This window comes from Chamaesiphon sp. VAR_48_metabat_135_sub, assembly GCF_031418915.1.
In the GTDB taxonomy this organism is placed as follows: Bacteria; Cyanobacteriota; Cyanobacteriia; order Cyanobacteriales; family Chamaesiphonaceae; genus Chamaesiphon.
In genome coordinates, this window is record NZ_JANOJV010000144.1 from 39,632 (window position 1) to 65,400 (window position 25,769).

The 25,769-nt window shown below is 44.3% G+C and carries 26 protein-coding genes; 6 read left to right on the plus strand and 20 right to left on the minus strand.

Annotated features, from left to right (window positions below):
* Positions 1–462: 462 nt before the first annotated feature.
* Complete coding sequence (locus RMO55_RS10125; protein ID WP_310426231.1) at positions 463–687, minus strand: ferredoxin-thioredoxin reductase variable chain; 225 nt, start codon at positions 685–687, stop codon at positions 463–465.
* Between the two features lie 279 nt (positions 688–966).
* On the opposite strand from RMO55_RS10125, the gene RMO55_RS10130 reads away from it, so the two are divergent.
* Positions 967–1,263 carry a YkvA family protein gene (locus tag RMO55_RS10130; protein ID WP_310426233.1) on the plus strand — a complete coding sequence of 99 codons (297 nt, stop codon included), beginning with the start codon at positions 967–969 and terminating at the stop codon, positions 1,261–1,263.
* 46 nt (positions 1,264–1,309) lie between these two features.
* On the opposite strand, the gene RMO55_RS10135 is transcribed toward RMO55_RS10130, so the two are convergent.
* The 3 genes from RMO55_RS10135 to RMO55_RS10145 all read right to left on the minus strand — a co-directional run bounded on the left by RMO55_RS10135 (position 1,310) and on the right by RMO55_RS10145 (position 4,489).
* Complete coding sequence (locus tag RMO55_RS10135; protein ID WP_310426234.1) at positions 1,310–2,545, minus strand: LL-diaminopimelate aminotransferase; 1,236 nt, start codon at positions 2,543–2,545, stop codon at positions 1,310–1,312.
* Between the two features lie 296 nt (positions 2,546–2,841).
* Positions 2,842–3,585, minus strand: coding sequence for a PEP-CTERM sorting domain-containing protein (locus RMO55_RS10140; RefSeq protein WP_310426235.1), 744 nt, complete (start codon positions 3,583–3,585; stop codon positions 2,842–2,844).
* Between the two features lie 721 nt (positions 3,586–4,306).
* Positions 4,307–4,489, minus strand: a complete 183-nt coding sequence (locus RMO55_RS10145; RefSeq protein WP_310426237.1) for a hypothetical protein — start codon at positions 4,487–4,489, stop codon at positions 4,307–4,309.
* A gap of 510 nt (positions 4,490–4,999) precedes the next feature.
* Between RMO55_RS10145 and RMO55_RS10150 the strand changes: the two genes are divergently transcribed.
* Both RMO55_RS10150 and RMO55_RS10155 read left to right on the plus strand, forming a co-directional pair.
* On the plus strand, positions 5,000–5,728 hold the full coding sequence (locus RMO55_RS10150) for a Spy/CpxP family protein refolding chaperone (protein ID WP_310426239.1): 729 nt from the start codon (positions 5,000–5,002) through the stop codon (positions 5,726–5,728).
* A gap of 353 nt (positions 5,729–6,081) precedes the next feature.
* Entirely contained in the window at positions 6,082–6,672 is a 591-nt protein-coding gene (locus RMO55_RS10155) for a hypothetical protein (RefSeq protein WP_310426241.1), read from the plus strand.
* A 122-nt stretch (positions 6,673–6,794) separates the two neighbouring features.
* Here the strand turns inward: RMO55_RS10155 and RMO55_RS10160 are convergent, their stop codons facing one another.
* The 3 genes from RMO55_RS10160 to RMO55_RS10170 form a co-directional block, all read right to left on the minus strand.
* The gene (locus RMO55_RS10160) at positions 6,795–8,264 is read right to left on the minus strand and encodes an isochorismate synthase (RefSeq protein WP_310426242.1); all 1,470 of its coding nucleotides are present in this window, start codon (positions 8,262–8,264) and stop codon (positions 6,795–6,797) included.
* Positions 8,265–8,277: 13 nt separating this feature from the next.
* The gene (locus RMO55_RS10165) at positions 8,278–9,006 is read right to left on the minus strand and encodes a DUF502 domain-containing protein (RefSeq protein ID WP_310426244.1); all 729 of its coding nucleotides are present in this window, start codon (positions 9,004–9,006) and stop codon (positions 8,278–8,280) included.
* Between the two features lie 211 nt (positions 9,007–9,217).
* Positions 9,218–9,973 (minus strand): HpsJ family protein, encoded by a 756-nt coding sequence (locus tag RMO55_RS10170; protein WP_310426246.1) that lies wholly within the window; start codon positions 9,971–9,973, stop codon positions 9,218–9,220.
* 320 nt (positions 9,974–10,293) lie between these two features.
* Here RMO55_RS10170 and pgl point away from each other — a divergent pair, with 320 nt between their 5' ends.
* The 3 genes from pgl to RMO55_RS10185 all read left to right on the plus strand — a co-directional run bounded on the left by pgl (position 10,294) and on the right by RMO55_RS10185 (position 12,598).
* Positions 10,294–11,016, plus strand: coding sequence for a 6-phosphogluconolactonase (pgl, locus tag RMO55_RS10175; RefSeq protein WP_310426248.1), 723 nt, complete (start codon positions 10,294–10,296; stop codon positions 11,014–11,016).
* Positions 11,017–11,133: 117 nt separating this feature from the next.
* Complete coding sequence (locus RMO55_RS10180; RefSeq protein WP_310426250.1) at positions 11,134–11,946, plus strand: FHA domain-containing protein; 813 nt, start codon at positions 11,134–11,136, stop codon at positions 11,944–11,946.
* Between the two features lie 328 nt (positions 11,947–12,274).
* Positions 12,275–12,598: an FHA domain-containing protein gene (locus tag RMO55_RS10185; RefSeq protein WP_310426251.1), complete on the plus strand. Its 324-nt coding sequence runs from the start codon at positions 12,275–12,277 to the stop codon at positions 12,596–12,598.
* A gap of 92 nt (positions 12,599–12,690) precedes the next feature.
* On the opposite strand, the gene dnaN is transcribed toward RMO55_RS10185, so the two are convergent.
* From dnaN to RMO55_RS10250, 13 genes are all read right to left on the minus strand, one after another.
* Positions 12,691–13,851 (minus strand): DNA polymerase III subunit beta, encoded by a 1,161-nt coding sequence (gene dnaN / locus RMO55_RS10190; RefSeq protein ID WP_310426252.1) that lies wholly within the window; start codon positions 13,849–13,851, stop codon positions 12,691–12,693.
* An 81-nt stretch (positions 13,852–13,932) separates the two neighbouring features.
* The gene (locus RMO55_RS10195; RefSeq protein WP_310426253.1) at positions 13,933–14,148 is read right to left on the minus strand and encodes a sulfurtransferase TusA family protein; all 216 of its coding nucleotides are present in this window, start codon (positions 14,146–14,148) and stop codon (positions 13,933–13,935) included.
* Positions 14,149–14,256: 108 nt separating this feature from the next.
* The gene (gene dnaJ / locus RMO55_RS10200) at positions 14,257–15,396 is read right to left on the minus strand and encodes a molecular chaperone DnaJ (RefSeq protein WP_310426254.1); all 1,140 of its coding nucleotides are present in this window, start codon (positions 15,394–15,396) and stop codon (positions 14,257–14,259) included.
* Positions 15,397–15,567: 171 nt separating this feature from the next.
* Positions 15,568–17,568: a molecular chaperone DnaK gene (dnaK, locus tag RMO55_RS10205; protein ID WP_310426256.1), complete on the minus strand. Its 2,001-nt coding sequence runs from the start codon at positions 17,566–17,568 to the stop codon at positions 15,568–15,570.
* An 87-nt stretch (positions 17,569–17,655) separates the two neighbouring features.
* Positions 17,656–18,417, minus strand: a complete 762-nt coding sequence (grpE, locus tag RMO55_RS10210) for a nucleotide exchange factor GrpE (protein ID WP_310426257.1) — start codon at positions 18,415–18,417, stop codon at positions 17,656–17,658.
* 572 nt (positions 18,418–18,989) lie between these two features.
* Positions 18,990–19,355: a DUF565 domain-containing protein gene (locus tag RMO55_RS10215; protein ID WP_310426259.1), complete on the minus strand. Its 366-nt coding sequence runs from the start codon at positions 19,353–19,355 to the stop codon at positions 18,990–18,992.
* A 2-nt stretch (positions 19,356–19,357) separates the two neighbouring features.
* Positions 19,358–21,067 (minus strand): DUF3685 domain-containing protein, encoded by a 1,710-nt coding sequence (locus RMO55_RS10220; protein WP_310426260.1) that lies wholly within the window; start codon positions 21,065–21,067, stop codon positions 19,358–19,360.
* A gap of 28 nt (positions 21,068–21,095) precedes the next feature.
* The gene (locus RMO55_RS10225) at positions 21,096–22,109 is read right to left on the minus strand and encodes an aspartate carbamoyltransferase catalytic subunit (RefSeq protein ID WP_310426261.1); all 1,014 of its coding nucleotides are present in this window, start codon (positions 22,107–22,109) and stop codon (positions 21,096–21,098) included.
* 229 nt (positions 22,110–22,338) lie between these two features.
* Positions 22,339–22,941, minus strand: coding sequence for an ATP-dependent Clp protease proteolytic subunit (locus RMO55_RS10230; protein ID WP_310426262.1), 603 nt, complete (start codon positions 22,939–22,941; stop codon positions 22,339–22,341).
* A gap of 120 nt (positions 22,942–23,061) precedes the next feature.
* Positions 23,062–23,706: an ATP-dependent Clp protease proteolytic subunit gene (locus tag RMO55_RS10235; protein ID WP_310426263.1), complete on the minus strand. Its 645-nt coding sequence runs from the start codon at positions 23,704–23,706 to the stop codon at positions 23,062–23,064.
* A 138-nt stretch (positions 23,707–23,844) separates the two neighbouring features.
* Positions 23,845–24,516: an ATP-dependent Clp protease proteolytic subunit gene (locus RMO55_RS10240; protein WP_310426264.1), complete on the minus strand. Its 672-nt coding sequence runs from the start codon at positions 24,514–24,516 to the stop codon at positions 23,845–23,847.
* A gap of 90 nt (positions 24,517–24,606) precedes the next feature.
* A complete protein-coding gene (locus RMO55_RS10245; protein WP_310426265.1) occupies positions 24,607–25,176 on the minus strand; it encodes a Uma2 family endonuclease in 570 nt (189 codons plus the stop codon).
* A gap of 30 nt (positions 25,177–25,206) precedes the next feature.
* Positions 25,207–25,737 (minus strand): dual specificity protein phosphatase family protein, encoded by a 531-nt coding sequence (locus tag RMO55_RS10250; RefSeq protein ID WP_310426267.1) that lies wholly within the window; start codon positions 25,735–25,737, stop codon positions 25,207–25,209.
* Positions 25,738–25,769: the final 32 nt, after the last annotated feature.

Here is a 25,769-nt window from a genome sequence, read left to right on the forward strand (position 1 = left end):
AGTCGATCGATATAATTTCAGCATAAATACTGAGATAGAAAATATCTAAGCTGTCGAACATTTAAAACACTCTTTTTGTCCTCTATAACCCTTGTGGTAAGGGATTCAATCAAAAAATTTAGATGACAAACAGCTTATTCGATCACGCTATAAATTCTGACATATATAGCAACTGCCAAGGTCATTAGGACAAAACAGCGATTGAAATCGCCGCTCGGAATGCAAAGTCCGCCTACGCGGACTACGCGGACTACGCGGACTAATTAGAAAACGTCCTAAGGATCTTGGCTACTGCGATACTTTGCATGGGCAAAACTTGCGCTTTTGCCAAAAACAATTTGGACTATGCAACGTTTATCCTGGTGCGTTACCCTTCTGGACAACACACCCTACAATAGCGTGGACTTGGCAATCTGAGCTGAGACTTCGAGTCTCAGGCACATTTTAGAGCTAAGATCCAGATTAAATTGCTTCTAACTCGTCTGCCCGCATATGCGCCCGGAGCTTGTCATTATCGAACTTGACCACCAGGGGGAAATTGGCACTAATGGGGCGACCTTTCCATTCAGTGGCAATTTTATCGATCGTACCCTCGTGGTTGACAATATCGACAGCTTGACCGCGATTTTTAGGGTGATGATAAATAACTACAGATGTACTAACACGAACGCGGTCGCCTACTTGCATATGCTTAAATTACCTATGTTTTTGATTGCCGAAATTTAACTATATAGCTTTTCATTCTCTCATGATTAGGATCTGTCTCGATCAATTTGACCAACAGCATCCAGATACTCCCTTCCCAGTGAAAAATTAGACATTTAGTGTAGTGGGTAGATGGACAGATGGTGAATGGTGGATGTAAGTAGTAACAACCACCACGAAAAATGGGTTTACCGTACCTGTACAAATCTGGGGAATTTGAGATGATAGATGTATCGACAAAACCAAATCAGGAATCAACCGATGAACTTCAATATTCAATCGCTTCACAACTGGTATCGTGGTTTATTACAAAATCCTAAATATCGGTGGTGGGTGGTAGCTGCTTCTATTGTTTATTTAGTTAGCCCGATCGATCTGATTCCTGATTTTATCCCCTTGGCAGGATTAGTTGATGATACTCTGATTATTTCTCTATTAGTTGCAGAAGTTGCTCAAGTTGCCAAACTTACGCTGCAATCTCAGAATACTCGATCTAGTCCAGTGAGCGCGGATGCAGCCAGCCAGGTTGTTGATGTACAGGCAATACCTGTTAAATAGTAATAACAGATCCCGACTTCTTGAAGAAGTCGGGATCTGTTATTTATTAACCTTTAAACTGTGTGGTAATTCGTTTCATTGCTTCTTCTACATTTGCGCGACTATTAAATGCCGAAATGCGGAAATAACCTTCACCCGCAGCACCAAAACCAGAACCAGGTGTACCGACAACATGACAATTGGTCAGTAATTTATCGAAGAAATCCCAACTGGATAAACCATCAGGAGTTTTCACCCAAACGTAAGGTGCATTAATTCCTCCATGTACCTCTAAACCCACTGCGGTAAGTTCTTGACGAATGATTTTAGCATTCTCCATATAGAAGCCAATTAGTTCTTTAACTTGCGCTTTTCCTTCAGGTGAATATACCGCTTCCGCACCGCGTTGGATGATGTAGGAAACACCATTAAACTTAGTAGCTTGACGACGATTCCAGAGTTTCCATAGCTCTACGTCACTACCGTCGGCGGCTTTAGCTGTCAGAGTTTTGGGAACTACTGTCAGCGCACAACGGGTACCTGTAAATCCAGCATTTTTAGAGAAAGAGCGAAACTCGATCGCACAATCCCGCGCCCCGTCGATTTCGTAGATCGATCGAGGTAAACTAGGATCTGTGATAAAAGCTTCATACGCCGCATCGAAAAAGATAATTGAGCCATTCGCCTTGGCATAATCTACCCAAGCTTGCAGATGTGCTTTTGTTGCTGTTGCGCCAGTAGGATTATTGGGAAAACAGAGATAAATCAGATCGACTTTCTCGGTAGGAATTTGGGCGGTGAAATTATTATCAGCCGTAATCGGAAGATAAACCAAACCACTATACTCGCCGAGATCGTTAGCGTCCCCAGTATTACCCGTCATTACATTGGTATCGACATAAACAGGGTATACAGGGTCGGTAACAGCGATCGTGTTATTATGTCCAAAAATGTCGAGAATGTTGCCACAATCGCATTTAGAACCATCTGAGATGAATATTTCCGAGGCATCGATCGAGCAGCCCCGCGCTTGAAAATCATTAGTCGCGATCGCTTCCCGCAACCAAGTATAACCCTGTTCTGGCCCATAACCTTTAAATGACTCGCGATCGCCCATATCCTCGATCGCTTTTGTCATCGCAGTCCGACAAGCCAACGGTAATGGCTCCGTGACATCCCCAATTCCCAATCGAATAATCGGTGCATCAGGATTAGCTTGAGCAAAGGTATTGACGCGCCGCGCGATTTCGGGAAACAGGTAGCCAGCTTTGAGTTTTAAGTAATTATCGTTAATAGTTGCCATAATTTCTGTCGCGAATCGTCATTCAACAGCTTACCTTATTGGGGGTTAGGGGTTAGGGAGTCGGGGTAGAAGGGTTAGTATTAGTATGAAAAAATAAATTTTTAAGGCAAAAGAGGTAACTTCTAGCTGTGCTAGAAGTTACCTCTAAGTTTTTGGGTATAGCAATCCTAGTCGAGTTCCTCGCAGTAACGTTAACCTGTAGGAGCGGTACATCATCCCAGCCCTCTACTAACCCGCGCTTCTCAATTAGAATCGCTATAGAACATTAACAATCCCCAAAAATCAGACCGACAAGTCTAATTTTTAGTAACATTCGACAGTTTCTTTCTCATCCGAAGAGCTGCTGCGCCACCAACGATCGTGCCAATAATGGTCAAAGGTTCGGGTACTGCTGGAGTTCCTGCTGCTGCAACTCGGATACCGTAACTACCAAGCTGATTTGGGGTGTTACTAACGCTAAAATCAAAGTCCATAACATTTACTGGCGATGCAGATCCACTTACGAAAGTTGAACCTATACTACTGAGAATACTGAAATTTACGTTACCACCAGTAATAGGGAAACCTCTGAAGATGGAGTCTTTGGCAATATTGAGAGTTCCAATCGCGCCACCAAAATTAAAATCCAGACCTAGGGGATTTGAAAGCTTATAATCAACACTAGTTCCTGGACCTACCCCAGAAAATAAGAAAGTGCCGATACTGCCACTGATCGGTTTGGGAACAGACACGCCAGGAGGATTGACACCAGGGATTAAGGGAGCAAAATCTCCAGAAGCTGTGGTAACAACTGCATTACCGCCGTTATTAAAATTGACGTTAAATTGGTTGTTACTTGATATAGTTCCAGAAGAGTTAAATGCCCCATCGTTAAAGGCTAACTCTCCAGTGTTGATGACAACAGCCTGAGCTGGTGCAACGGGAATACTTGCCGCAACACCAATCGCTAGACCACCAGCAGTAAGTAATTGTGCTAGAGTGCTAGTTCTAAAAGAAGCCTTAGCAAAATTTGGCGTACTTGCAAATTCTTTTACTTTCATAATTTTAGTTTCTCCCTGAGTTTTCAATAATTAGCTTGTCAAAATAACTCGTCTAACTTGATTCTCTGTTTGCTTGAGCCGATCGAGAATCTAGTATAAAAAAACGATCGATCTATATCTGTACAGTCAGTTAAAATTTGCTTTTACGTTACTTCCAACTAGCGCGAACAAGTAAACAAAAGCTCCAGAGCTTCGAGTTATGCGCCATTGATTTCATCGTAGCGCAACTTGCACTAAGCTTGGATTGAGATCGGGATATTCTGCAAAATTTCAGCAAAGTGGCGTAGTTTTTCTACTGAGCTTGTTTGGAAATTACCGTCGATATAGTCGATCGACTATTAAGATTAGAGAGTGATTGAGATTCTTAAAAGTCTTCAGCAAAATAGCTTGTTTTCAACGTTCAATTGAGAACAGAGCATAATTAAAGTAAAAAATCAACAGCTAAATGATTTAATTTTTGCCACTTTGTAAACAATATTTTTGAATCTGGGATTGACGATTTACAAAGTTACCAAAATCGACCGACAGATATTTATCCTGATGAACAAAGAACTTCAGCCGATCGATCTATTTTGAATTTAATTGTATGATATATAGCTTTTATGATTGCGTATGTCTAGCACCAATTTAAAATCGGTGCAGGAACCTTAGCCAAAAAGTCGAAAATTCAGCATTAAACACTATTCTCATACTGTAGAAGCTCTCGACGATCGTCCACAGATTAATTTCGACCGAAACTGGTAAATCGCTGTTTGCAGGTGTGCTGTTGGCAGCGATAGGGATAGATATTTATCAGCGAAAGTAGTCGATCGTCTAGATCGATCCGCTGCGAACGAGCAGTATGTAAACTACCGCATTTTGGACATTTTCGATCGACTTGCACTTTAGAAGAACTGAATAGCATCGGACTAAAACCTGGATGATGTGAGTATATTTAATCCCCTAGTCTAACCAATTCCAATTTCCCTTAGGTACCTTTATGGTACTATAGATCGCTATTTCCTCTGTTTTATAAGCATACTAGCTGACGAATAGCCGCATAAATCAGCATAATGACCGATCTAAATACTCACATCTTGCACGAATACGCATATATTATCGCCACAATTTTTGGGCACCAGCAATTCCAAATTCAACACTAGCTGAGGTCGTTACTTTCGTCATGGCTTGCGGAAATAGAGTGCATGACTATAGATATAAGATCGACGGCAATTAGTCGTGACTTTGGCAGGATGTAGAATGTGAGCCGAGAAAGCTAAGATTGCAATATGGAAATCCACCATAAATCTCAACAGCTTACCTGAAAAATATCACGAATCTAAATTAAGATCCTCGATCTCCAGATTGAGACACCAGAAACAGAATTTGACCTTGAAAACAACTAACAAACTAAACTACCCCAATCCCAAATATTGTGAATAAACTAGCTAAATTATTACCGCTCCTCTCGATCTCCATCGCGATACCAACACTAGCAATGGTTGTCCAGGCGGAACCCCATCACCATCGCGGACAGATTGCTGATGTCAGAATGGGACGCATGGATAATCTCAATCTTACTCCCGCACAAAAAACCAAAATGGAGCAACTGCGACAATCTGCACGGACGGAGATCGAGGGAATCCTCACTACCGAACAACGTCAAAAATTCCAGCAGATCGAAACCCAGCGTCAGGTTAGACACCAAGCTGGTGAAAGTATGAACTTAACCGCAGACCAAAAACTCAAACTCAAAGCTATTCGTCAAGCTAATCAACAACAATTTCAAGCAATTCTCACTCCCACACAACAAGCACAACTAAAAGAAGATCGGGGTGGTGAGAAAGCTGGATACATGGCGCGTCTGGACAAACTCAATCTTACTTCAGAGCAAAAAGCTAAAATGGAGCAGCTCAAAGCCGCCGGACGCGCTCAGATGGAAGCAATTCTAACTCCAGAACAACGTCAAAAATCCCAAACTATGCGCGATCGACGACCAGAGATGGAGAACACCTGGAAGAGCATGAATTTAACCGCTGACCAGAAGGCTAAAATTAAAGCGATTCGTCAAGCTAGCAAAGAGCAATTTAACGCAATTCTGACTCCAGAACAGCAATCCAAGCTCAAATCTGGCAAGCATGGCAGAAAACACCGCATGATGTAAACTGTCGCTGTCGGGTGTGTTCGTACCAGCGCGAGCGTAACGCCTGACTAACGACGAAAGCGATTTTCGGTTTTTAAGGGCAGACTGCTAGGCAAATTTAATGGATGAAATCCGACCCTTGGATCTCATCCATTTTTGAATTTAGCACCTGGATCGCAATCTCAAATTAGTGCTGCTGAATGAAAAATTTTCCACTTTTACGGAATTAGGAGCGGCTGGAATGTAGTTAAAGACAGAGCTTAATAACCTTTAGATAAACTTCACTCTTAAAAAGTTCCACAAGTTATCAAGTTGCTTACATTAATTAATATACTAAATTACCAAACCCCATCCCACACACCAGGAGCATAGCCATGTCTTTCCAATTCCTCTCCACACTCAATGACTCATCGATAGCTGAAGCCGAATTGATGGACTGTCTCCTGGCATCCTCTACAGCTAACTATCCGTGGAATCCCAGCGATCCAGCAACAGCAGACTACTATGAACAATCTGACAGTTACTTTAGCTTAGACGATTGGTCGGATGATGAGATCGCGCAGAGGTCTGAGTCTTTCTTTGCCAGCATCCAATCGTGCTGGGAAGCTGCGCCCAGTTATGAGCTAGAACAGAGTCCACTTGCCGCACTAACTGCACAATTTGGTGCTAGAGTGCCTCAACAGTGGCTGTCAAAAATTGCGGCTAATGTCAGTAATTTGGCAACTAGCAGTCTCGAACCTGTAGACCAATTAGTCCAATCAGTTCAGGATTTATTATCAAATTGGGCAACTGAAGATCTGTTGGTGATGGCTCGCCCTTATGCTTATGCCATGCGTTGCAATCCTGGGGTGGACAATATCGATAACGTTGTCAGACCTTTGGACTGGAACGAATTATCTGAGGTCGAACGTGCAAAATTAACTATTCTCATCGCTCAATACGCGATCGAACGGATTCAATTATAATTAATAATTACGCCTGACTCAATATTAAAAGATTGAAATAAAGGAATATTTATCGATTTTTCTCCTTGAAAGTAAAGGATTTAAACCCAAAATTGATAATTATCGATTAGCGACTATCTATTCTACTCAGTTAATGATAAATTGGCAATCTGTGGTGGTGGAACATCGGTAAATAAGTCAGTAAAATGACGGATTTTATTTTCGATTTCTGTCCATTCTTCCTCGGATTGAGAGCCTCGAACGATGCCAGCACCTGCAAATAGTAATAACCGATCGCGATCGATTAAACCCGATCGAATGGCAACAGCAAATTCGGCATCATCATCGCCAACCCAGCCAACAGGAGCCGCATACCAGCCCCGTTCAAAGGGTTCTAGTTCTTGAATCAGTTTTAAGGCTGGAGTTCTTGGAGCACCACCAACAGCGGGTGTGGGATGAAGTTTAGGCAAGATATCGGCATCAGTCAAATCGGACTTTAAAGTACCCTGGCATTGGGTATATAAATGTTGTACTTTATTGAGTTTGAGAATAGTTAATTCTCGATCGACTGTGACTGAATGACAGAGTTCGGATAAGATCCCTTGAAGGTTATTAACTACTAATTGATGCTCATGAATATCTTTGGGTGAATTGCGTAACAGATAGCTTAATTCTCGATCGAGCCTGTCTGAGTCGCCCCGCTGACGAGTTCCCGCAATCGCTTCAGTTTTTAATAAGCGATCTTGACGGTAATAGAGTCGTTCTGGCGAAGTCCCAATAAATGCGGTGGTGGGATCGATCTGGAAACAGAAATGATAACTATGAAAGTTATTAGGTTTTAGCGATCGCAACAATGATTGTGGCTGTAGATTGCTAGTAAATGTTAAAATCGATTGCCGAGCTAGGACAATTTTATCGAGCTGCCGTTCGGTAAAGGCTGCTAGTGCTTTGTCAATGTTTCGTTGCCAATCAATCCGATCTGGTTTGTCTACTCGTTCGCAAAGTTTTGGTAGGGCAAAATCTAACGGTGGTGGTAGAACGGAGTCAATTTCTATTTGCGTAAAATCGAGTTTAGTTAACTCATCCAAAATTAGATCCAATTCTCGTTTACGGATTTTAGCTTGGGTCGAATCTAATTCCTCTGACTGCAAATCTGCTGAAAATTTGTATCTAAAATTACAAGCAAAAAAAGTATTAGTTCCATCTGTCCAGATTTCAAATCTCGGTACGACAAACCGATAATTACCAAATAGTTTCCAAGTTGCATCGATCGGTCGATCTTGACTAAACCCAATCCCACCATAGTATCTAACTTTGGGGAATAGGGACGATAAATTTTGTCTTAACTGCCCAAAAATATTAGCATAGTTAATTGGTAGATCGCCAGCGATTGCATCTAATGTACCCACTCCAGCCATTGTAAAATGACCCCGCCGATCGGACCAATAGGTTTTAATATCTGACTTTTGTTGTGCCAACCAATTTAATGGTTCTATCGTAGGGATTTGCACTTCCACCCGCAAAATTTTACCCTCCATTGCTAGAGGGATATAAATCAGATCGTACTGAAAAAAGTTTTGAATCTGGGTGGCTATCTTCAGATCGAGATCCATTTTGAACTATGAATTATAAATTATCCTCCTGTGCGACAATGGGGGCAGGTAACGCACTAACCATGAGGGAATCGACTACAGGTGCTGAGTCGTGACTCAAAGCTGCTATTGCTACATTACCAGGATTGACGATCCCACCGGAAATAATTACTTTAAAAGCATCCTCGATCGACATTGCTAAATCTAGGACATCCTGCTCTGGGACTACTGCATACCAACCAGTGGTAGGGTTAGGCGTAGTCGGGATAAATAGATTTAACATCCCATCAGGCATCTGTGACTGGATCTCACTATCGATCGTCCCAGTCACAAAGGCAAGTGCCCAGATCCCTCTCCGAGGATATTCTACCAATACTACCCGCCGAAATTTGTTGCCCGAATCCTTGAGAATAGTTTCTAGCAGTTGTTTGAGCGTTTTATAAACGGCACCCGCGAGCGGAATTGCCTGCAATAGTTGTTCGCCAACATCTAACAGCCACTTACCCGCGATATTTCGAGCCATTAATCCAATTAGCAGGATTGTCAACAAAGGTGCTGTCAATCCCACCAATAAGTTCAATACAGATACCAGGATTGGATGCAAACCATCAAAGGGATTGATTTGCTTGGGAATACTAGTCAAGAAATTGACTACCCATGTCGCCACATTAATCGACAGCCAGATCGTGGTAGCAAGTGGAATCACTACCAACAACCCAGCAATTAAATCGTTTTTTAAGTCCTGCTTGAAATGTTGGAACACAGATCTCCGCTTTTAGATCGGGAACATTAGACTCTCTACTGATACTATACAAGCTTTGCTGAATCTGGTGAGGGGTGATTTAACTATTTGCGAAAGGGGAAGGGTGGGAGAGTGGGGAGGATGGGGGGTGTGGGAGTGGGGGAGTAAGGGGGTAGGGGAGTAACGGAGTAAGAAACACCCCAACACCCCAACACCCCAGACCCCCACACTCCTATCTCAGCACTCGCTTTAACCCCGCCCAGCCGATGACAATATAAGCAATTGCTAGCAGTAAACTGGCTAAACTGGTACGGACACCAGTTTTTAGCATTCTCTCACTAGCTTGAGTTTCAACTTTTTGTTTTTGTTTTTGCAACTGTTGGAGATTTTGCTCCGACTCTTGGGCAAATTTTTTCGGATCGGCGAGCAATAATTCTAGTTTAGATTTAGTAAGTTGGAGATTGGTAAGCCGTTCTCCTTGAGCCTGACCACTTTTTAGCTCTTTGTCAATGGCTGTAATTTGCTCTTTAATTTTATCCTTACTTTGGGCATTGATTTGTTGGAGATTGCTTTTAATCCCTTTTTCGATCTCAGTTACCTCATTCCCGATTTTTTTGAGTTCTTGGGATTTAAAATCGTTAGTGGTAATCAACTGAAATGGAATAATCAGGACAAAGATCAACCCTAAGAGACTCGCTAGGGTAAAAGTCCCGATTCGCCATGCATTTCCCCGATCTCCCCCATCTTCTGTGGAAACGATTTTGATCCAATCACCAGCAACAACAAAAGCAATCCCAACTAATGGTAGTAGCCCTCGATCGACTAGCTGGCTAGTAGCATAAAGCCACCATCTATTGCCTTCTAATACCAAGTTTTCAGGTGGGAACCAGAGCATGAAAACTAGATCGATCAGGGAAGATAGAATCAATACTGCACCTGCGGTTTTGAGCGCGAGGGGGGTCAGAAAACTACTAACGGTAGGTTGCATAGTCTAAATTTATGGAGATGTTAAGATATTCACCCTGACTTTGTGAGTGATGTGTAAATTCGTAGCGGAGGATCTAGAAATCTAGATTATCTTGTTTTGAGTAAGTTCCCACAAATTAGGCTTTAGACTTTAGGGATTAGGCTTTAAGGAACTCAGATCCCAGAACAGACCATATCTAAAAATTATAGATTTGGGCAATTAAGCCCACAAAGTTTGCAGATAGACCGATGAGGGCATTTTCCTAAAGTCTAAAGCCCAAAGCCTAATCCCTAATGCTTGCTAAAATCTAAATATTCAGTTTATCTGCGAGATCGATTTTTATGACACGGGAAGTTCTGGTTTATTCGGATAAACAGGCATTGGTGGAGGCTGCGTTCGCGTCGATCTTGGATCGAATCCGATCGGCAATCGCTCAAAGACAGACTTGTTCGATCGCCCTCTCAGGTGGTTCGACTCCGCAACCATTGTACGCAGCTCTTGCCCATGTTGACTTACCTTGGCATCAAATCCAGATCTTTTGGGGTGACGAACGGTATGTTCCGGCTAGTCATCCCGATAGTAATTATGGAATGACTAAAAGAGTCTGGCTCGATTTAGTGCCGATTCCGGCTGAAAATGTTCATCCCATGCCCACAAATTTAGCTTCGCCACAACTGGCCGCAGATGAATACGATCGGCAGATTCGTGCTAATTTTGGGCTAGAAGCTGGGTCGATTCCAGTTTTTGATATTGTACTGCTGGGGATGGGTGATGATGGGCACACAGCCTCTTTATTCCCTCATACGGCGGCTCTATCAGTACTCGATCGACTCGTAACTGTTGGTGAAAAAGATGGGCAACCGCGTCTCACTGTTACCTTTCCCCTAATCAATCAAGCTCGCAGTGTCATCTTCCTGGTTTCAGGTGCTAGCAAACAGACTGCACTAGCCGCAGTTTTCGCACTAACAGGCGATGAAACTATCTATCCATCGCGATCGATTCGACCCCAAGATGAATTATTGTGGCTTCTAGATGCCGCCGCCGCAGATGGATTAGTAACCTAGCCCTAGCCTTGCGTACTACTCATTACTTATTACTTACTACTTATTACTTAGCTCCTAACCCCCAACTCTGGTAAAATTGGGGCGGGTTAAGTATCTAAACTTAAAATCTAACTTTTTATGATAGTCTGTCCAAACTGTAAGCACGAAAACCCTGAAGGAGCAACTAACTGCGAAGCTTGTTATACAGCCTTGCCAGCTACCAAGGCTTGCCCAGCGTGTGGGGCCTCGATTCAACTCGACGCTACGTTTTGCGGACAGTGCGGTCATAGCCTGAAACCCGCACACAATAAATCATCGCCAATTTTGCTGCCGCCACCTGCCGAGCCACTAGTCAATTTTGAAGCAGAAGCGGCTACTATCGGTTTGCCACCAACAGTTTTGACGAGTCCAGAGCTAGAAATTCCGATTTCAAGTCAAGCAGTTGTGGCTCCAAACTCAGGCACCATAACACCTATAGCATTAACTCCAGATTCAGATTCAACCGATCCACCCGAGGAATTGTCACTATCCCTACCAGTGGAGCAAGTGGAGCATATTGTCCCAGTGCAACCAGTCGAAACGGTGGAAACTGTCATCGCACCTGTCAATACACCACCACAAACATCACCCTATCAACTACTTCACTTACAAACAACTACGACTATCGCAATTCCACCGCAGTTACAAGTAGTGAATATCGGTAAACCTAATGACCAAGTAGCTCCCGATATTGATGTATCGGCATTACCCTGTGCGGAAGTCGTATCCCGAATCCATGCAAATATTCGGGTAGAAGGGGAAAACTACTATATTGAGGATGTTGGCAGTGCTAATGGTACATACATCAACCATAATGTTCTAGCAAAGGGCAATCGTCATTTACTCCGTCCTGGCGATCGCATCGGCCTAGGCAAAGGCGATCTAGTGACTTTTCTATTTTCTGCCGTGTAAGCTCAGTCCCGTCTAAAAAAACGGGACTAGTCGATCTCCAACTCATTTCGTACAAAAATGCCCTATTGTTTTTCCCTCACTCTTTAAAGACAGTATTCCCCAATCGGCACTTTAATCCGCTGATGATATCATACTGATAATCTGTCATGCCATCTTTGCCAACCACGATGCTTTGAGAGTCTCCACTAACGAGTATTATCGGCGATCGAATGAAGCCCGTTCGATTTGATTAATTCAATTCTCATTACCACAATCGAGTATTATCCACGAGGATTAAGTTAAGTCTGCTCAATTTGATTGATTCAATTCTCACCAGCCAGTATCGAATATGTCCGCGATCGTCTTAAGTCTGATCAATTCAGTTCCAGTGCAAAATTGGACATTCCTTTCTGAAAATATTATCCGTATTGGGCGGGCGACAGATAACCATGTGGTTTTATTTAGTGCTGTTGTCTCTCGACATCATGCTGAATTGCGATGGAGTGAAATTAGTGGTTGGGAGATATTTAATCTCAGTGCGAATGGAACTTACGTAGATGGTGAAGCCATCAAGACAGTAGCGGTGGCAGATGGGATGATTATTCGACTAGCAACATCAGGGCCAAAAATTCAGATTAAGTCAGATGTGGAAAGTGAAAAATTGAAATGTTGAAAGCGAAAAGTGCTGATGGTCGGGGGACCCGACCAGACAAGTAGAGCACCTTTTCAAGACAGTTGAAAGTTGGGTAAATAGTAGTTCTTTATCTAGTTTCTGAGTTGGACTGGCATGACTAGATAAGTCATTTTGATACCACCTAGAGGGGTGAGGATGACGGGTTCGAGGGGGCCATTGAGACTGATGGTGATTTCTTGGGTGGGGAGAGTTTTTAGACCATCCATTAGGTATTTAATATTAAAAGCAATATCTAAACTTTCACCAGAAATCTGTGCGGACAGAGATTCTTTTCCGTTACCACGATCTTGACTTTCGACGGAAATGTCGATCGATGAATTGGTACTATCGATACTAAATTTAACTAAATTAGTTTGATCTGCAAGGACGGCAATTCGTTCTAGAGCCGCGAGTAATTGCTTGCGATCGAGTGTAATTTGGCGTTGAAATTGTCTGGGAATCAATAAGTGATAATCGGGATATTTCCCTTCTAATGTTCGAGTTGTTAACTTGCGATCGCCCCAACCAAATACTACCTGGCCTTGCTCCAATTGCAATCCTAATCTGTCCCCTTCTTGGCCAGAGCCTAACATTTTCTCTAGTTCCCGTAAAGCTTTAGCGGGCACCGTAACTTCAAACGATCCCTTTGATGCTGATGTTGAAGAAATTTCGGTTGTTTCCGACTCATTTGGGTATACTTCGACGATTCCCAAGCGATGCCCGTCAGTGGCCGCAAATTCCAGTCTCTCTGGCTCGACCTTGAGATAGACTCCAGTTAGTACTTGCTTGCTTTCGTCCTGGCTACAGGCGATCAGAGACCCCTTTAAGCCGTCAATAAATGCAGCGGCCGAGAGTTGATTGGTTTCGCCTCGTTTGATCGATGGTAGTTCGGGAAATTCTTCTGCACTCATCCCCCGTACTTGATAACGCCCGGAAGCCGATGTAATCGTTATGAGATTTTCGCCCGCTTCATCGTCGAGGGTAATTTCCCCGCTAGGTAATTTAGCAACAATATCATTTAGCAATTTAGCAGGTAGTGTCAATACACCTTCTTCCTCTACCTGAGCCATAAAATTAGTTTGAATTCCTAGGCTCAGATCGAATCCAGTCAGGCGAATTAGACCACCTTGAGGTGCGCTTGTGGCTTCGATCTTGATATTAGCTAGTACTGGATGGGTAGGACGAGTGGAAACAGCGCGACTAACTAAGGCTAGGTTGATGTTGAGATCGTGCTGTGTGCAGACAAATTTCATGGAGGGCGAGGGGGGAGGGTGGAGCGGGGAGCGGGAAGAACTTTCATCCCTGAAGCCTAAAACCTAAAACCTAAAACCTAATTATTTACGGACTGCGAGAATGAAGAAATCTTGACGATCTGCGATTTGTTCGATCGTGTATCCTGCCATTCTAAGACTGTCGGGGACTTGTTCGATCGGTTCGCCAGCATCTAACCATACTTCTAACAACTCGCCAGCTTCCATCTGTTCGAGCTTCATCTTCGTCCGCACAAAATTGATTGGACAGGGGGTTCCACGGAGGTCTAGTTGAGTCATCGATCTAGGTTTTAGGTTTTAGCGGTTAGGTTTTAGCGGTTAGGGATTAGCGATTAAAACGGTTGCGTTCCTCATATTCGCGAAAACCTAACACCCAACAGCTAATACCTACTTAAAGACATTCCCAAAAATACTCCCAATCCCTCCCTTCCCGACTTTATCGCCACGAATTTTGGCGAGTTTTTCGAGGAGATCGCGTTCTTCGGAGCTGACTTTAGCCGGAATGTCAATTTGGAGTGTAAGCAAATGATCGCCACGACTGATCTCGTTACCCAGGCGGGGTACACCTTTTTGTTCTAATTTGAGCACTGTATTCGGCTGAATACCTGCGGGAATATTCAACTCAGTTGGGCCATCGACAGTATTAATTTGGATATGGCTGCCCAAAATTGCCTGGAGATAACTAATCTTCACTTGAGAGAGAATATTAATCCCCTCACGGCGGAATTCGGCATCTTCCTCTACGTGCAAATATACATATAGATCACCTGGTGGACCACTACGGAGACCAGCATCACCTTCTTTGCCAATTCGCAGTTTGGTGCCATTATCGACCCCTTTGGGAATCTGGATTTTGAGTTTCTTGGTTTCCTGCTTGCGTCCAGCTCCATTACAAGCTTCACATTTATCTTCAATTACCTGTCCTTCACCATTACAGGTGGGACAGACAGATACTTGGGTAAAGTTACCAAAGGGAGTACGAGTATTCCGGCGCACCTGTCCGGCACCGCCACAGGTACCACAAGTTTGGGGTTGAGAGCCTGGTTTCGCCCCTGTACCTTTACAGGGAACGCAAGACTCTAAGTGCGGGATGCGAATTTCTTTTTCGCCACCAAAGATTGCTTCATGAAAATCTAGTTTGAGATCGAGGCGCAGATCCTCGCCTCTGGCTGGGCCGTTGCGACGACGGGTTTGTTGTTGCTGTCCACCTGCGCTACCACCAAAGTTATTAAAGAAGGCATCGAAAATATCGGCAAAGCCCCCCATATCCCCCATGTCACCATATCCAGGTGCAGAGCCACCGCCTGATGATACTCCTGCTTCTCCAAACCTGTCGTAACGAGCGCGGAGTTCGGGTTCGGAGAGGACTTCGTTGGCACGATTGATTTCTTTGAATGTGTCTTCTGCTCCAGGCTCTTTGTTGACATCTGGATGATATTTTCGCGCCAGTCGGCGATAGGCGCGTTTAATTTCTTCCTGGTCGGCATCTCTGGATGTGCCAAGGATTTCGTAATAGTCGCGTGCCATAGAGAAGTTCTATCTTACAAGGAGTGTTTGGAAGCAGGATTCGGGGGTGTGATGGGAGTAAATAGTTTACTTATTGTAAAGGAATCAGGTCTTGTCGATGGAGTATTAACCGTAATTCCCCATTTTCTATTTACTAATCATTCCTAAAGCCTAAAGCCTGAGACCTAAAGCCTATTCCACTGCCTCATAATCAGTAGTAGCTGTTTCGTCATCATAATCTAATGTGAGAGTGCTAGATACCTTCTTTGGTGGTGGTGGTGGCGGTGGGGGTGGCGCGGCAGCCCGACTGAGCGGAGCGTGTCTAGTCGCACCATTATTAGATTTGGGCGGACTAGTTGAATTGGAATTGTTGGAGGGGATAGTGCCTTGTTGGTAAACAGCCGCACCCATTGCAAAGATCTGCTGTTGGAGCTTATCGATCGATTGTTGAACGTTCTCCAGGTTAGCTGAGGGTTCTAGCAACAACATTTGGAGTTCTTTGGCAGTGGTTTCAGCTTGCTCGCGGAGATTGTCATTGATGAGATGACCGTTGTCTTTGAGGGCGATGTCATAGGTGTGGAACAAGGCATCGGCTTGATTTTTGAGTTCCACCAATTGAAGTCTGCGCCAGTCATCTTGAGCGTAGGTTTCGGCTTCTTTGCGCATCCGCTCGATGTCAACTTTATTGAGTCCTCCGGTATTGGTGATCGCCACAGTTTGCTCGCGTCCGGTGCCGCGATCGTGGGCTGAGACCTTGAGAATTCCATTTACGTCAATATCGAAGGAGACTTCGATTTTGGGCACACCACGGGGCGCAGGAGGGATGCCTGTGAGTAAAAATCTACCTAGACTCTTGTTGTCTTTTGCCATCGCCCGTTCGCCCTGAAGGACGTGGATTTCGACAGATGTTTGTCCATCGGTGGCGGTGGAAAATTCTTGACCTTTGCTGGTGGGAATGGTCGTGTTCCGTTCGATAATCTTGGTAAAGACTTCACCAAGGGTTTCAATGCCAAGGGAAAGAGGTGTGACATCAAGCAATAGGACATCTTTGACATCCCCACCCACGACTCCAGCTTGAACGGCTGCACCCATTGCGACAGCTTCATCGGGATTGACAGATCGATCGAGTTCTTTACCGCCAAAAAAGTTTTGAATGGCGCGTTGAACTGCGGGAATTCGGGTGGAACCGCCGACTAATAAGATGCGATCGATATCTTTAGTTTGCAGATCTGAATCTTTGAGGGCGCGTTGCAATGGTTCGAGTGTAGAAGCAATTAAGGGTGCCACCATTTCCTCAAATTTAGTCCGCGTCAGCTCTATCTCCAAATGTTTGGGGCCTTGAGCATCAGCAGCGATAAAGGGCAGGTTAATCGAAGTATTCATCATGGTTGAAAGTTCGACCTTGGCTTTTTCGGCAGCTTCTCGCAACCGTTGTAGAGCCATCTTGTCCTTCAACAGATCGATATTTTCGGTAGTGCGAAAATGTTTGATCATCCAGCGGACGATTTCATTATCAAAATCGTCACCACCCAAATGGTTGTTACCAGAGGTTGATTTCACCTCATAGATCCCGTTACCCAGTTGCAGCACAGAGACATCAAATGTCCCCCCACCCAAGTCAACCACCAGAATTTTTTGTTCGGTGTCTGCTTTGTCCAATCCATAGGCAAGAGCCGCAGCAGTAGGTTCGTTGATGATCCGCAATACTTCTAGCCCCGCAATTGTCCCCGCATCCTTAGTTGCTTGGCGTTGAGCATCGGTAAAATAGGCCGGAACCGTGATTACTACTTGCTCAATGGGTTGCCCCAAAAAGTTTTGGGCATCTTTCTTCAGCTTTTGGAGGATCATCGCAGACACCTCTTGCGGGGTGTATGTCCGTCCGCGAATTTGAACGTCAACAGTATTGTCGCGCCCTTTCATACAATTGTAAGGGACGCGATTGCGTTCTGTTTCTGTATCCTCCCACCGACGACCGATAAAGCGTTTGATACTATACACGGTATTCTCCGCATTAGTTACGCCTTGTCGTTTTGCCAGTTGTCCGACTAATTGTTCGCCACCCTTAGCAAATCCAACGATACTGGGGGTGGTACGACCACCTTCAGCATTGGAAATGACCACAGGGATACCGCCTTCGAGGACGGAGACGCAGCTATTAGTAGTACCGAGGTCGATGCCGATGACTTTTGCCATAAAATTGAGGCAATATTTAAAGAGGTATGCAAAAAGGGATGTCTAGAATTTAGCTAGAAAGTAGTGACGATCTTACGCAAGCTGCGTTCAATTATCGACGATCGCGTCTTCGGCGGATAACTGCTCTGGTGGAGCAGCTACCTTGACCAAGGAGTGACGTAAAATCCGCTCGCCGAGGAAGTAGCCACGTTGCAGTTCTTCCATGACCGTGCCTTCTGGATGTTCTTCTGTCGGTTGACGCATGATTGCTTCATGAAGATTGGGATCGAATTGTTGTCCTTCGGGACGCATGGGAGACACGCCAATCCGCTTGAGACTTTCAACTAATTGTTTGTACACGCCTTGATAGCTTTTATGAATGCCCATTTCTCCATCATTTTGAGGTTTGATTTGGGTTCTAGCGCGCTCAAAGTTATCAACAACACTCAAGAGTTCCATGATGGTGGCGCATTTAGTCCGCAGTTCGATATCCTCTTTTTCTTTACTGTTTCGCTTGCGGAAATTATCAAAATCGGCAGCAATTCTGAGATACTGGCTTTGAAAGGCATCCCGTTGATTGGAGATCTCAGCCAACTTAATCGTCAGTGATTGAATTTCCGATTCAGAAGTCGCAGCAGGTTCGGATTCCACATCGAGTGATGGCACCTCTCCTGGGGTATTAGCTTCCAATCCCGCATTTGTTGCAACTGCTTCAACTACCAAGTCTGGAGTAGCACTGGGTGCTGAATCAGTTGGGGGTGATGTCACCGTTTCCTCTGGTTTGGGTGGAGATTCGAGATTGTCTAATGGTAGTTGTGATGAGAGTGTCTCATCATTTGGGCTACTTTGCTGTTGTGGGGTTTCGCTCATCGTTCATTTATTCTCTGTTAACAGACTGCTAGGCGATTTCGATGGTAGATGCTCCAGAGGAGACGCTACGCAAACGAGTGTGTGCAAGCCAATGGTCGATCGTTAAATATAGACCTATCGGAGAGGCTAATTCAGTGAATCTGCTTTTTGAGTATAAATCTGATTTGGGTCGATCGTGCACTTTTTCAAGATTCGTTGGCATAAGCCTGCTGCTTTAGCACAGCGTCTATATAAAGAGTATCGTTGACACTATCGAGATTTATAGTCGGAAATCCGACCATCTTTTTGTTAACCTAAGTTTAATGCTCCGATCTCATTGTGCCCAAATTATCGCCAGAGTATCACTCTTTGTTCGCAAAGCCGCTCTAATTAGGATCGACTTATTGACTCAACAGCACTCTCCATCCCAATCTTTGCCATTAGGGCAGCAATCCCAATCACTGCGGATTGCCAAAGGAGAAAGGACAAGTAGGCTTAACCCCAGGACTGCACTTTTCGCTTTCAACTTTCTGTCTTGATGCGCTGAACCGTCGGGGAACAAAGACGTGCGCGCATCGCAACTTTCAACTTACCTAGCTTCCCAGCTTAAATGCTTCAACAAATAAACCATAAATTAGTCCTAATTTCAGACTATTTAAGATCGCAATCCAAATCGGACGTTGACCAAAAATCGAGTTTTGATCGTCCAATTTACGCCGACCTAATCCACTTCCATAGGTGAGCCAACCGATCGATTCGGTCATCCCTAACAAAATGATACTGATAAAAATATCTAAATCGGCTTTTTGTCCAGTCGATGTCGAGATCGCGGAAGCCATAAAATTGCCAACCAACAAACTAATAATAATAATTGATAGTCGTCGCCAAGGATTTTCAACCCATTGAATAAATTGTCGATTTAAACGATCTATCAGTGTGTTGAGACGGGTATTTTGCATAATTATTCCTTCCGAATGCGATTATTTTCTTGCCAAATATTCCCGACTCCTTTGATTATCCCCCGACCGATTAAACCAATGCCTCGTCCGATAATTTCCGTCAGTAAATAAACAAGGCTACTACCCAGAAATGTAGTTGCTGACTTTAATCGTGGTGAAAGAGCATCTCTGGTCTCAAGTGCTAAGGTTACTATTAAGGGAATCCCATTTAGTTGAGCTAATTCCAGGGGACGATGAGCATAGATCGTCATTCGATCGATTCCATAACTTGCAAAAATAAACAAGTGATATTGACTCTCAAAAATGGCTTGAGGTTCGCTAATATATCGATCGATCCGATATCTCCAAGAGAGGTTGTTCCGAAATCGTTCTATCTCTCGACTGGAAAGTAGTCGCCGATCGTAAAAACCCGCTTTTATTGATTCCATATTGCCAAAATTGTTGAGCAAAGGTTGCATCACCGCATTAGCCATTTGAATCGTGAGATTTTCGAGCAGGGTGCAAGCGCGCTCTTCGGCGGCGTTACTGTCAAATGCACAGAGCATATTATCGATCGTTATTGGTGCTTTAAATAGTAAGTAACTTAATAACTCGATCGGTTGAGGAATTTTAGCGAGAATTTCGATCCGAACGATCGCAGCATCTTGAAGTAATGTTGGGACAATTTCAATCTGGTCATGCTCGATCGACAAGGTTTGATATCTTCCGAAAAAATCGATCGTTACCGATCTCCATAAGTCTGGTAATATAGTAGCTTGTTTTGCTGATAATTGTCCGATGGTGACTTGAGAAAATCGTAATTCATCTACCAATCCTTCAAACTGCTGCAAGATTAAATAAAACAATTCTCGCTTCTTTTCCTGGCGCAGGATATCAATTTCTAGGGTGGTGGTAGTGAGATTTTCTAGTCTAGACTGTAATTTTGAGGCAATGCGTTCAAACAGCATATCTGTTAAGCTATTAAAACTGCTAGATTCAGTTAGAGCTGATGATGTTGCTGGTAAAGTTGAGGAGATCGAGCGATCCGCTACCCTGTCAGTCGAGACAACTGGAATTGTCGGCGAAAATAGCCGATCGACTAGCCACCGAGCGGTGTTTAATTCGCGTTTTCGTCCTGTTAAAATTAATCGATCTAATTTTGAAAGTCGATCTCGATCGAGATTAGTATTTAGTTGTGTTAATGTACTTTCAATTTGCTGGAGACTAGCAAATCGCCATCGATCTTGCCATGAACTACTCGATCGAGTTTTTGCGTCGATTGTTACCTGTTGTAAAATTGCTAGTGCCCAACTAGTTTGCCCTGCAGCGACTTGCTTAATCCCTGTAACTAAATCTAAAATGGAATTACCGCGAACGCAACAACCCTCAATTCCTAATTGAAATGCAGTTGTTAAATCTCGATTTTGAGGAACAGCGAGTAACAGAATCGGTAGATGGGGATATTCAGCTTTAACTTGTTGACAAAATTCCAGATTCGATCCGTCTTCATGACGATCGTTTAGTGGTAGTCCTAACAAAATTAAATCGACCTCGATCTTTTTTGCCACTGGAGCTGTGAGGATTTGCCAAGCACTGGATAGAGTTTCCGCTTCAGCCGATACTTGTAAATCTGGAAACCGATTCAGACAAGTAACTAGCCCCGAAAGGATGACGGGATCTGATTCGATCGCTAAAATGCGAATAGATCGATCTACGAGAGGAGATTCTGCCATTGGCACTCGAAGCAATTACTAAGATCTATCATACTGGTGTAAGTTGCGAGCTTTTGGTATTGCCCATCAAATAAAGTAACGCCATCCGAATTGCTACCCCATTTGTCACCTGTTCGGAAATCAAACTCAAAGCGGGATCGTCCATCAAATCTGAAGTAATTTCTACCCCGCGATTAGTCGGTCCAGGATGAAGAATTTTAACATCTGGATGACATAATTTTAACCGTTCGCGCGTAATCCCATAATGTTGATGATATTCGCGCAAACTCGGTAACAAATGTTCGGTCATCCGTTCTTGTTGGAGCCGTAATGTCATCACAAAATCAGCATCTTTTAAAGCAGGTTCGACTTGCCAATGAACGAATAAATTCGACTTGTCGATGCCATCTCGCGGCTCCTGACAATAGTCAGCAAATTCAGCAGGGAGTAATGTCGGTGGTGCGGCGAGATGGACTTGGGCACCGCTAGCGGTGAGACTCCAGATATTCGATCGAGCCACGCGGGAATGTAAAATATCCCCAACGATCGCGATTTTTTTATCTTTAAGTAATGATAACCGAGGATTTAGCGGGTCGATCGTCGCACAGATAGTGAGTAAATCTAATAATGCCTGGGAAGGATGTTCGTGTTGTCCGTCACCAGCATTTAAAATCCCTACTTTCATCCCCATGTCATCCATTGCGGCGGCGATTGCTTGCGGAACTCCAGCTTGCTTGTGACGGATTACCATCAAATCCGCACCCATTGCTAAATAGGTTTTGGCTGTATCGAGAATGGTTTCACCCTTGGTGAGCGAAGAAGTCGCCGCTGCAAAATTGAGCGTGTCAGCAGAGAGACGTTTGGCGGCTAATTCAAAACTACTGCGAGTCCGAGTGGAGGATTCAAAGAAAAGATTAGCAACTACTCGTCCTTGTAAGGTAGGTACCTTTTTCACTGGGCGAGATAAGACTTCCTTGAAGCTAGCTGCCGTCTGCAGGACGGTATCATACTCCACTGGGGTAAAATCTGCCAAGGATAAGATATGTCGTCGCGTCCAAGTCATTTTAGGGGGAAGGGTAAAGGGACGTAATCTTAGGCTTTTTTCCTTTTCCCGATCGATCGATATCAATCGGACAAATTCATCGGACTCATGTCATCTTAACAGGGGCGCAGTCGATATAGTTATGCTAAATCCCTATCTTCGTTTCTCCAGGCGGAGAGTCTAGTAACGAAGATAGGGATAAGCATGATATTTTTAGCGATTCTAGCTAGAGAATACTATGAGACTGAAATTATCGAACATTTTCAGTTTCGACAACTTTATCGATCAGTCCATATGCTGCTGCTTCCGCTGCTGACATAAAGTTATCTCGATCGGTATCTTTTTCGATCTGTTCTAGCGTTTGCCCAGAACGCTCTGCCATCAATTGATTGAGCAAAGTCCGAGTTTCGAGAATATGCTTGGCTTCGATTTGAATATCCGATGCCTGCATCCGTCCAGTGCCCCCTAAAGGTTGATGGATCATAATCCGCGCATGGGGCAGTGCCAGCCGCTTCCCAGGGCTGCCAGCAGCCAGGAGAAAGGCACCCATCGAAGCCGCTAAACCAACGCAGATGGTGACTACTTCTGACTTGATGTGTTGCATCGTGTCATAAATGGCCATTCCCGCCGTGATTTCACCACCAGGGGAGTTGATATACAGATATATCGGTTTGCTGGAATCTTCGGAGTCTAAATACAGCATGTATGCAACGATCGCATTAGCCATACCAGCATCGACTTCCTCAAACATGAAGATAATCCGCTCGCGGAATAATCGATCGTAGATATTAATCCACTGTTCGTTAGAACTACCAGGGAGACGATAGGGAACGCTAGGAACGCCGATTGACATATGATTTAGGGGATAGGGGATAGGGGATAGGGGATAGAGGGTAGAGGATAGGGGGTAGGATAGTGGTTAGATGTTGGAAAGTCTTTTCCCTATTCCCTATTCCCTATCCCCTATCCCCTATTAAAGTTCTTTCGGGCTTTCTAGCACTCGATCGATCAGTCCATATTCTTTGGCTTCATGAGCCGTCATATAGAACATTCGCTCGCTGTCTTGCTCGATTTTTTCGACAGATTGCCCTGTCGTTTTGGAGAATACATCGATGATGTCGGTTTTTTTTGCCAGAACTTGAGCGGCATTGATGATAATGTCAGAGGCTTGTCCTCTGACACCCGCACGAGCGGGCATTAACCCGATGTTGGCATGGGGTAAACTCGCTCGTTTACCTGGACTACCCGCCGACAGCAGCAGAGTGGCAATTCCCATTGCTTGCCCCAGACAGATGGTGTATACCTCAGACTTAATGTGTTTGATGGTGTCGTAGATTGCCAATCCAGCCATCACAGACATCATCCCCACATCCGATTTTGCCATTCCTGCGGCGACAGGATCGCCGAGGGAGTTGATATATAGATAAATCGGTTTGGTATTATCGACTGACTCTAGGTACAGCAAGGATGACACCATACTATTTGCCAGTCCATCGGTAATCGGCGCATCGAGGAAGATAATTCGATCCTGGCTCATCCGCGTGTAGACATTAATCCACTGCCAATAAGAACTCCCAGGAAGGTTATAGGGTACTTTTAAAATCCGATCGATAGACATAAGAAGGGGGGAGGGGGGAGCGGGGAGCGGGGAGATAAATAGAAAGAGTAGTAGCCGTAGGGTGGGCATTGCCCACCATCTAGGTTTCAGGTTTACTACTTACTTTTTCATATTCACCTATCCGCTGATTTCGTACCTTTAAACTAAGGCAGGAATAGCTGTAGGCAAGTCTTTCGCACTATTAAGAACGATATCGATGATGCCATATTCTTTGGCTTCTGGGGGAGTCATGTAGAGCATTCGATCGGTATCTTTGGCGATTTTCTCCGCCGACTGTCCAGTACTGTGAGAGAAGATATCCAAGATCGCTGCTTTATTATCTAGGACTTCCTTCGCCCGAATCTGGATGTCGCTGGCTTGCCCCTGTGCGCCACTGCGAGGCTGGTTGAGGACGATCGTGGCATGGGGGAGACTCGCCCGACAACCTTTCGTCCCTGCGGCTAAAATCATTGCGGCTGTGCCCATTGCCTGTCCGATACAGATGGTATGGACGGGAGGCTTAATGTAGCCGAGGGTATCGCAAATCGCAAAGGCTTCAGTTTCAAACCCGATCGAATCGCCTGTGTACCAAGATGTCCCCGTGGAGTTGATATAGAAGTAAATCGGTTTTTCGGGATTGTCAAACTGCAAGTATAACAACTGGGCGATCAGCAATTTGGTAGGATCGTAGCCCATTTGCCGTTTGTAGTCATCCGATGATACCAAAGGGCCGCCCATGTAGACAATCCGCTCTTTCACTAGCAATGAGGGTAAATCTGGTGGCGGTGTCCGGTAGTAGCTATCGCCGCCGTAATATTGGGACTGAACCATGTCGTTATTCCACTAGCATCACTTTATATGGATCTATGGTAACTTGTTGGTGACTGGTGGCGGTTGGGTTGATAACCGATATCTAAAAATTTAGTTCTTTTTTTTAATCCAGCTAAATATCTGTTCTACAGTGATTTGAATTGCAGCGGCAAATTCTGGTACTGGCAGAATAGTGCTAGGTTCATCGATAATTTGAAAGGTTCGATCGGGCATACATACGAAGATGGATCGATCGTTAGGATCTATCAACCAGACCATTTGAGTGCCATGAGCCAGACAATGATTAATATTCTTCAGGACTCTAGTAGTGCTTTGTTCGGGTGAAAGTATTTCTATTGTCCAGTCAGGCGGAATACTAACAGCATTGACAATTTCCCCATTATCATCGTAGGAAATATTAGCCTCTTCAAAAACAACTACATCAGGAACAACTGCTCGTCCACAAAACCTCCACCGGAGTTCGGTAAAGGCTTTATAAATATCTTTTTCACTCCAAGCATGATTAAACTCAAACAACACACGACCCTGAATGACACTATGTTGAGTCTGAGGCATAGGTTTCTGAATAATTTCACCGTCGATATATTCACTAGCAGGCTTCGTATCTGGCAGAGCCAAGAACTCTTCTAGGGTGATTTGTCTAATTGGGGTCTGAACCATTTGCGACATGCTCCAAAAGTCTTACTTATATTATGCCTCAAGGCTCGATGATAGCAGCGTCTGGAGTTCCGCCGCGACTTGCCACGGATTGCGACTTTTGAATGGGGCGGCAATTATAGCTTCATAAGGATTGCGTCCAGTTTTCTGGACAGCCGCAATCGCCGCTTTACTAGAGAATCCGCGCCCAGCTACGAGCCATGCGGCTAAGATATGTCCTGTGCGCCCAATTCCACCAGAGCAATGAACGACTACTTTCTGATTTTGTCGATCTGCAATTGCCAAAAAAGGTAAAATCCGATCGACAAGCATTTCAGGAGTAGCTAAACTAAAATCTTCAATTGGTGCCCAACAAACACGTTCGATTCCAAAAGCTTGTTGATAATTACCAAGCAAATCAGCATAGCGATTTAGCTGCTTTTCACTCAATAAACAGCAGACATGCTGAATATCTCGACCGCGCATAAATTCGATCCATTCACAGACTCGATCGTGACTATATCCAGGTCGAGTAGATCCAAATACAATCAGTTCATTGTCTGAAGCTGCCGCAAATTTGTACATTTGTAGGGTGCGTTAGGCTTAATACCATATTT

What these genes read in the sequence shown, in the direction of transcription:
- RMO55_RS10135 (WP_310426234.1), bottom strand. Translation starts at nt 2,545, where the DNA reads ATGGCAACTATTAACGATAATTACTTAAAACTCAAAGCTGGCTACCTG.
- pgl (WP_310426248.1), top strand. Translation starts at nt 10,294, where the DNA reads ATGACACGGGAAGTTCTGGTTTATTCGGATAAACAGGCATTGGTGGAG.
- RMO55_RS10125 (WP_310426231.1), bottom strand. Translation starts at nt 687, where the DNA reads ATGCAAGTAGGCGACCGCGTTCGTGTTAGTACATCTGTAGTTATTTAT.
- RMO55_RS10170 (WP_310426246.1), bottom strand. Translation starts at nt 9,973, where the DNA reads ATGCAACCTACCGTTAGTAGTTTTCTGACCCCCCTCGCGCTCAAAACC.
- RMO55_RS10245 (WP_310426265.1), bottom strand. Translation starts at nt 25,176, where the DNA reads ATGGTTCAGACCCCAATTAGACAAATCACCCTAGAAGAGTTCTTGGCT.
- RMO55_RS10225 (WP_310426261.1), bottom strand. Translation starts at nt 22,109, where the DNA reads ATGACTTGGACGCGACGACATATCTTATCCTTGGCAGATTTTACCCCA.
- RMO55_RS10130 (WP_310426233.1), top strand. Translation starts at nt 967, where the DNA reads ATGAACTTCAATATTCAATCGCTTCACAACTGGTATCGTGGTTTATTA.
- RMO55_RS10220 (WP_310426260.1), bottom strand. Translation starts at nt 21,067, where the DNA reads ATGGCAGAATCTCCTCTCGTAGATCGATCTATTCGCATTTTAGCGATC.
- dnaJ (WP_310426254.1), bottom strand. Translation starts at nt 15,396, where the DNA reads ATGGCACGCGACTATTACGAAATCCTTGGCACATCCAGAGATGCCGAC.
- RMO55_RS10140 (WP_310426235.1), bottom strand. Translation starts at nt 3,585, where the DNA reads ATGAAAGTAAAAGAATTTGCAAGTACGCCAAATTTTGCTAAGGCTTCT.
- RMO55_RS10155 (WP_310426241.1), top strand. Translation starts at nt 6,082, where the DNA reads ATGTCTTTCCAATTCCTCTCCACACTCAATGACTCATCGATAGCTGAA.
- dnaN (WP_310426252.1), bottom strand. Translation starts at nt 13,851, where the DNA reads ATGAAATTTGTCTGCACACAGCACGATCTCAACATCAACCTAGCCTTA.
- dnaK (WP_310426256.1), bottom strand. Translation starts at nt 17,568, where the DNA reads ATGGCAAAAGTCATCGGCATCGACCTCGGTACTACTAATAGCTGCGTC.
- grpE (WP_310426257.1), bottom strand. Translation starts at nt 18,417, where the DNA reads ATGAGCGAAACCCCACAACAGCAAAGTAGCCCAAATGATGAGACACTC.
- RMO55_RS10250 (WP_310426267.1), bottom strand. Translation starts at nt 25,737, where the DNA reads ATGTACAAATTTGCGGCAGCTTCAGACAATGAACTGATTGTATTTGGA.
- RMO55_RS10215 (WP_310426259.1), bottom strand. Translation starts at nt 19,355, where the DNA reads ATGCAAAATACCCGTCTCAACACACTGATAGATCGTTTAAATCGACAA.
- RMO55_RS10185 (WP_310426251.1), top strand. Translation starts at nt 12,275, where the DNA reads ATGTCCGCGATCGTCTTAAGTCTGATCAATTCAGTTCCAGTGCAAAAT.
- RMO55_RS10180 (WP_310426250.1), top strand. Translation starts at nt 11,134, where the DNA reads ATGATAGTCTGTCCAAACTGTAAGCACGAAAACCCTGAAGGAGCAACT.
- RMO55_RS10195 (WP_310426253.1), bottom strand. Translation starts at nt 14,148, where the DNA reads ATGACTCAACTAGACCTCCGTGGAACCCCCTGTCCAATCAATTTTGTG.
- RMO55_RS10145 (WP_310426237.1), bottom strand. Translation starts at nt 4,489, where the DNA reads ATGCTATTCAGTTCTTCTAAAGTGCAAGTCGATCGAAAATGTCCAAAA.
- RMO55_RS10240 (WP_310426264.1), bottom strand. Translation starts at nt 24,516, where the DNA reads ATGGTTCAGTCCCAATATTACGGCGGCGATAGCTACTACCGGACACCG.
- RMO55_RS10235 (WP_310426263.1), bottom strand. Translation starts at nt 23,706, where the DNA reads ATGTCTATCGATCGGATTTTAAAAGTACCCTATAACCTTCCTGGGAGT.
- RMO55_RS10160 (WP_310426242.1), bottom strand. Translation starts at nt 8,264, where the DNA reads ATGGATCTCGATCTGAAGATAGCCACCCAGATTCAAAACTTTTTTCAG.
- RMO55_RS10230 (WP_310426262.1), bottom strand. Translation starts at nt 22,941, where the DNA reads ATGTCAATCGGCGTTCCTAGCGTTCCCTATCGTCTCCCTGGTAGTTCT.